The following is a 5,901-nucleotide window of genomic DNA, read 5'->3' as shown; positions in this document are numbered from 1 at the left end:
TTGGATCCAGTTTTCCGTCCGAGTTCAGGTCCAGCAGATGGAAACAGGTAAACCGCAGCAGCGGGAACTGAGTCTGGTCATAAGCCGGAAACGTCGCGGGGGCGAATTGAAATTCCGCTAATGACAGGAAGCCGTCTCCGTCCTTGTCATCCATTCCCCAATCCCAGGGAAGGACCATGTTGGCCTGAGGAGTCAGTTGATACTCGGAGAGCGAAAGCTGCCCGTCTTTATCCAGATCAAACGCCGGCAAAGCGTTCTCTGCAATTTTCCTCTGCCATTCGGGCGTCCCGACGAGTAACTCTTCCTTGCTCAGCAAGGCATCAAGGTTAGTATCCCACACCCGAAACTCGTAGATCGGATCAAACACTCCCCGACCGGGGACCAGCTTGAATTCGTCAAATGAAAGATGATCGTCTCCATTCTTGTTGGCAGCATCAAACTCTTTGCTCGCAACGTCTGCGGTGACAAACGTCCGCGATACAAACTCGTTTCGCTCGATCCGATCATTCTTGTTTTCGTCAGCATGGAGAAAAAGAATATAGTTAAACAGTCGGCCATCGGGCAGACGCAAGAACTTGCCGTCACCTCGGCGGATTCCCAACTCCATTTCGATAAAGCGGCGCACTTCCGCCCGACTCACTTTACCATTTCGATCTTCATCGAGATTGATCGGGTTTCTCTGCAGGCCCGCCGAAACGAGTTGAGACTGGATGACCTCAGCCATTCGATCCGCGTCAAATTCGACCGACGGCTGCTCTTTCCACACACCAACCGCTTTATCAATTTTTGAGATAATCTCGTCACAGAGAATCAGCACAGGATGATAATTCGACTCCGGCTCGACCCCCGGGACAATGCCCGGAATCGTCGCGAACTCATCCCGGACCAGACGACCGTCCCGATTGCGGTCGAACAGGCGGAAGTCGCGCTTCGTGACGGCTGAAGCTCCGACAAGCCCCTGAAACTCTTCCAGCGACAACTGGCCATCACCATCCTTGTCCGCATTGGACAAGGTCTCGGCAAACGGATCCTGCTTCACCCCAGGTGACTCGTCCGCAAGCACGATGCGTTGCTGAAAGAGGAAACTGAGAGAGAAGACCGTAGCGAGAACCAGACTTGTCCGACGCAAGTAATAGGAAATCATCTCGCACCCTGATCAATGGAGCCGCGATGGAGTGAACTGGGAAAGGAGAGACTCAACAATGGTCCGGGGAAGCAAGAATGTCAACGACTTGCCCGGCAGCGCGGACTACGTCCGCAGATCGGTTTCAGGGAAGGGACGCACTTCAAGGAGGAAGGGACGCAGACTTCGCAGAGTAAGTTCCCCGAAACCTCTCAGATCCAGGTCAATGACGTGTGACGGGCTTTCTCTCCGCAGTTTTCTCTCCGCAGTGAAGAGAAATCGAAGGAGGAAATTTCTCTCAGTCACATCGATCGAGCAGGTCATGAGCAACTCTTGTCGCACCAAGCCATCAAGGGGACCCTAGAAGCTATCCGCCGTCCCATTTTAAGCGACAGGCCGTCGCGGGTGGCCGTACACCCATCATGCAGAAGGAAAGTCTGTTAATGAGGCGCGACCCCTCAGCCGAAGAGCTCGAGAATGGGCTTTCCATCTTCCACCAGCCCCACCGGACGACCTTGACCATCCGGTAACCGGATTTCGGGATCGATTCCCAGGGCATGGTAAATCGTCGCCGCGAAATCCTCTGGCTTATACGGAGGTGTCAGTGCATAGGCGGCGTCCTTGTCGCTTTGCCCCAGCACAATGCCACCCCGCACACCTGCTCCTGCGACGAGGGCGGGAAACAGGGTGCTCCAGTGATCACGGCCCCAGTTGGCGTTCGCGAGAGGGGTCCGCCCCATTTCCCCCAGGCAGACAACCAGCGTTTCGTCGAGTAACCCACGCTCTTCAAGATCAATTAGCAAAGCCGAGAATGTCTGGTCAAAGCCAGGCATCAGATGATCGCCCACGTCTTTGCTGTTGAGATGCGAGTCCCAGCCATATCCGTCGGGCGCATCCCAGTGTACGGTCACATACCGAACCCCGGCCTCGACCAGTCGTCGGGCCATCAGCGTTGATTGACCGAACAGGTGGCGTCCGTAGCGATCCCGGACGTTGTCTGACTCTTGTCGCAAATCCATGGCTTTACGAGTTTTCTCGGATGCGACCAGAGAGAGAGCCCGCTGCTGAAACCGGTCATAGGCCGTCAGGGACTTCTGGGCATCCCGCTGCCGCAACTTCTGATCGAACTGGGCGAGTAGCGATTGTCGCCCTCCCAACCGGTCCAGTGTCATGGCGTCCTGAGAAATCAGTCCGTCGATCTGAAACGTCAGTTCTTCGTCAGAGCAAATGCGGTAGTAGGGATTATCCTTGGCATCCTTCTTATCGACGGATGTCGTGATCGGATCATAACCTCGTCCCAGCCACCCGCCGTACTCACCGGGTCTCTGCAGCAGCACACTATGGGTCTGGATTTTTCCCAGGCTGTTGGGAACAACAACATAGTTGGGCAGACCCTCTTCGCGTGTTCTCGGCTGTGAAAACTGGTGCTGCTTGTGCTGCGAAAGATACTCCACGACGGAACCGATTGATGGCCAGTCCTGGGGTGTCGCATTAAACCCGGCGCCGATGGGGATATGCCAGCGTTTCCCCGTCTGAACATAATGGCCCCCCCCGCTATGGTCATTGAACGAATGCGACAACGTTCGTACGACCGCAAATTTGTCCGAGATCGCCGCACACTGTTCGAGCTTTTCCGAGATCAACAGGTCAGGAGTGCGTGAGGCAATCGGCAGATAGGGACCCCGAATCTTGTTTGGAGCCTTGGGCTTTAAATCAAACGTTTCCAGTTGGCTCGGGCCGCCAAAAAGATAGAGAAAGATCACACTTTTAGCGCGAGGAGCAACCGGCGAGTGTGACTCCTCCGCATGTAAGAGCCGGGGCAAAGACATCCCGAACAGGCCAGCACCTGCGACTTGCAGAAGTTCCCGACGTGACACGCCTCCACAGACTGTCTGAGGTCGCCCGAGAATGTTCAGCATGCAAACCCTTCCAATACATGAGGACTTGTGAATAAGTGTAGCGAGGAACCCATCGGTCGTGACAGATGGATTCCAGAATTCTCGCTCGAATTCGTCCCTCCGGAGTCCCCCCCCTGCCCCGAGTGAAACTCCGTCAACGACATGTTTCCTGGCAACAGCCCCGAAACGTTGGCCCGATCAGACTTGTCATTTGTTCAAAAAAACTGAACAACTAAGACATTGCATTCACGATAAACTGAAATTTCCCTTCGTGTTGCGTGTAGAGTCCCGTGGTCCGTAAGCGACTTCCCTTCCTTAAACCGATCGAAACACGCAGAATTTTCGGGCCGTAGGGCCTGCAGCCGACGTCCTGCGGGGCAGAGATGGTACATACCCACAGACTCTGTTGCGTTTTGCATCAATACATGTCTATCATCGTTGGGCATCCTCACGCCAGCCGTGACATCCCAGGCAGTGCCGAACTGTCATGAGACTGAAGAATGTCCCGTCGACTAGCACTTATCATTGCGATGGTCTGCCTTTCGTTGTCACTTGCAGTTCCGGCTTTCGGTCAGCATGCGGCAACCCGAAGCTCGCCCACGCCCCCCCCGGAGGCGAACGAACTCAAGCGGCTTTGGAACGAGAAGAAATCCCGCGCCAGTGATCAGTACGCTCAGGCAAAACCCCAGCCGATCGAGCTTGAGGAAGCAGTTCAGGCTTTCCTGAACAAGGACTATGAGCTGGCAACGATCAAGTTCCGGCAGGCCTGGAGCAAGGACCCGGATAACCTCGAGACTGCCCAGGGTCTGATGTATTCACAATTGCGCTCCATCAGACCCCGCCCCTCCGAATCCACCTCAAAGCCGCTCGTCGCTGAATTTGCAAGCATTCTCAAACGCTTTCCGGACGACCCGGATCTCAACGTGGGATATGGGATGGCTCTTGCGTATGCGGGTGATCCCGTGGGGGCACAGCAAGCATTCCATCGCGCGAAGACATTCGGGGCAGACCTGGAGAGAGCCGTCGGACGGAGTCAGCTCGATCGAATTTCCCGCCTCGCCAAGGAGAAGCAAGAGCAGCAGGCGGTTGATGAAAATTTTCGCCTCGGCACGATCCTGGGGGCCGTCCTGCTGGGAGGTCTCGTCGTCTGGATCGTGGTGATGTTTGCCACCGGATGGCTGCTTGCGATCAGTATTCCCAGAACCCCCGAAACGGCCGACGCCTTTGCGACCCTGCGGAGTTCACGCGAAACCTGGATCGAGCGTTTCTATCTGTTCATGTTAAGCGTCAGCCTGATCATCTTTTATCTGTCGGTCCCGTTTGTCATCGCCGGGATCATCGCCGTTTCTCTGCTCTTGTTCGCAATCCTGCTGATGTTACGGGTGCTTCACATCGGCGTCTTATATCGGGGATGCTGGGCGGTCTGGCATATGGTACGCCTCGTCTTTTTCGGCTCAGGCGGCGAGCACGACGGCATTGAGATCACCGCCGAACAGCAACCCAAACTGTTCGGCGAACTCCATTCCGTGGCCAGACAACTCGACACGGACGTCGTGGACCGGGTCTATCTCGTGCCGGGTCCGCAGGTCTCGGTCAGTCAGAACGGCGCGGGACCGTTTGGTCTTTTCGGACGGCGTGATCGAGTATTGCACCTGGGCATTTCCGTACTTCCCTGGCTGACCGTCAACGAGTTTCGCTCGATCCTGGCTCACGAATACGCTCACTTCAGTCACCGCGACACGTTCTATGCGCGATTCATCTTTCAGGTGACTGCTTCGCTGGCAAACTCGCTGGCCGTTATGCAGGCGGCAGCGGGGATTCTGAACTACATCAATCCCTTCTACGGCCTTTACTGGCTCTACCTGCGGGGTTACGCCCTGTTGTCCTCGGGCTATTCCCGGTCGCGTGAGTTCCTGGCTGATCGCCGGGCGGTGGTCGCTTATGGACGCCAACCGTTTGTGGCGGGGCTGACCAAGATCTATCAGGAGAGTCCGTTGTTCGAACTGTTTGCGGTGCGAAAGACGCAACAACTGCTTAGCAGCGATAATGCGTTTCTGAACGTGTTCGATTCCTATCGCGACTATCGATCGCAACCCGGCGCAGTCGAACTGCGAAGCAAACTGCTGGATGAGGAACGTCACCGAAAGCCCAGTTGGTTCGACTCACATCCGACCTACGAAGAACGACTGGCCGCAGTTGCGTCGTTCCCCCTGGCGCAAGATCCCGCCCACTCCGTCTCCGCTCTCGACCTCATCCACAACTTCAAAGAACTGGAAGAGTCGCTGACCCGAATGCTGACCGATCATATCCGGGAAGTGCTCGGCCCCGCCGAGGTCGTGCCCTCTTCCGATGATGACGAACTCCTTGCTGGCATTTTGAAAGAAGAGAGCAACCGGCAGTAATGCCGTTTCTGACAAGGTCGTCCTCGATCTCGCATCCCAGCAGGCTCTCCAGTTCGCAAGTCCGTGACGTTGCACGTCCGCAGACGGAAGTCACGCAATGCGGTTCACGGCTCGTTACCAGCCTTTCAGCGAAACACCAGACAGGGGCTGGTGCGGTGGCGGCGGTGACGGGTGCGATTCCCGCTCGTCGGTTCGCACAAAGACTTCGTGGCGGGTCTGGACCATCTCGATGTTCTCTTCCGCAAAGCGGCTCTGAATCGCTGTGTACAGCTCACTGATAATGAGCAATCGACCATCGAGTTGGGGGAGGAAGGCCCGTAGCACGAATGTCAGATTCCCGTTGATCTCATCCAGCGTCGCAAAAGGAGCCGGGTCTTTCAGCAGGCTGGGATGCTTGCCCGCGACGTCCAGCAGAATCCGGGTGATTCGTGCCGGATCGTTATGCGGTCCGACAATGACTCGAATAGCGATGCGATTC

At 56.1% G+C, this 5,901-nt stretch carries 3 protein-coding genes and 1 pseudogene; 1 reads left to right on the top strand and 3 read right to left on the bottom strand.

Translation table 11 applies throughout. The features are described 5' to 3' along the window. Together VGE80_RS19180 and VGE80_RS19175 are read right to left on the bottom strand one after the other, a co-directional pair. Positions 1-1,144 (bottom strand): annotated as a pseudogene (locus tag VGE80_RS19180) (hypothetical protein); the annotation flags it as partial. Between the two features lie 437 nt (positions 1,145-1,581). Then, entirely contained in the window at positions 1,582-3,042 is a 1,461-nt protein-coding gene (locus VGE80_RS19175) for a DUF1501 domain-containing protein (protein ID WP_440593777.1), read from the bottom strand. A 479-nt stretch (positions 3,043-3,521) separates the two neighbouring features. Between VGE80_RS19175 and VGE80_RS19170 the strand changes: the two genes are divergently transcribed. Next, a complete protein-coding gene (locus tag VGE80_RS19170) occupies positions 3,522-5,423 on the top strand; it encodes a M48 family metalloprotease (protein WP_440593776.1) in 1,902 nt (633 codons plus the stop codon). Positions 5,424-5,537: 114 nt separating this feature from the next. Here VGE80_RS19170 and VGE80_RS19165 read toward each other — a convergent pair. Further along, positions 5,538-5,901 (bottom strand): hypothetical protein (locus VGE80_RS19165; protein ID WP_440593775.1); only part of this gene is annotated, 364 nt, incomplete at its 5' end.

The organism is Schlesneria sp., from assembly GCF_036405755.1.
GTDB lineage: Bacteria > Planctomycetota > Planctomycetia > Planctomycetales > Planctomycetaceae > Schlesneria > Schlesneria sphaerica.
The sequence above is the reverse complement of the archived record's forward strand: the minus strand, read 5'-3'. Positions and strand labels throughout refer to the sequence as shown.

Bases quoted from the DNA above. Each gene is read 5' to 3' on its own strand.
- VGE80_RS19175 (WP_440593777.1), bottom strand. From the start codon at position 3,042: ATGCTGAACATTCTCGGGCGACCTCAGACAGTCTGTGGAGGCGTGTCA.
- VGE80_RS19170 (WP_440593776.1), top strand. From the start codon at position 3,522: ATGTCCCGTCGACTAGCACTTATCATTGCGATGGTCTGCCTTTCGTTG.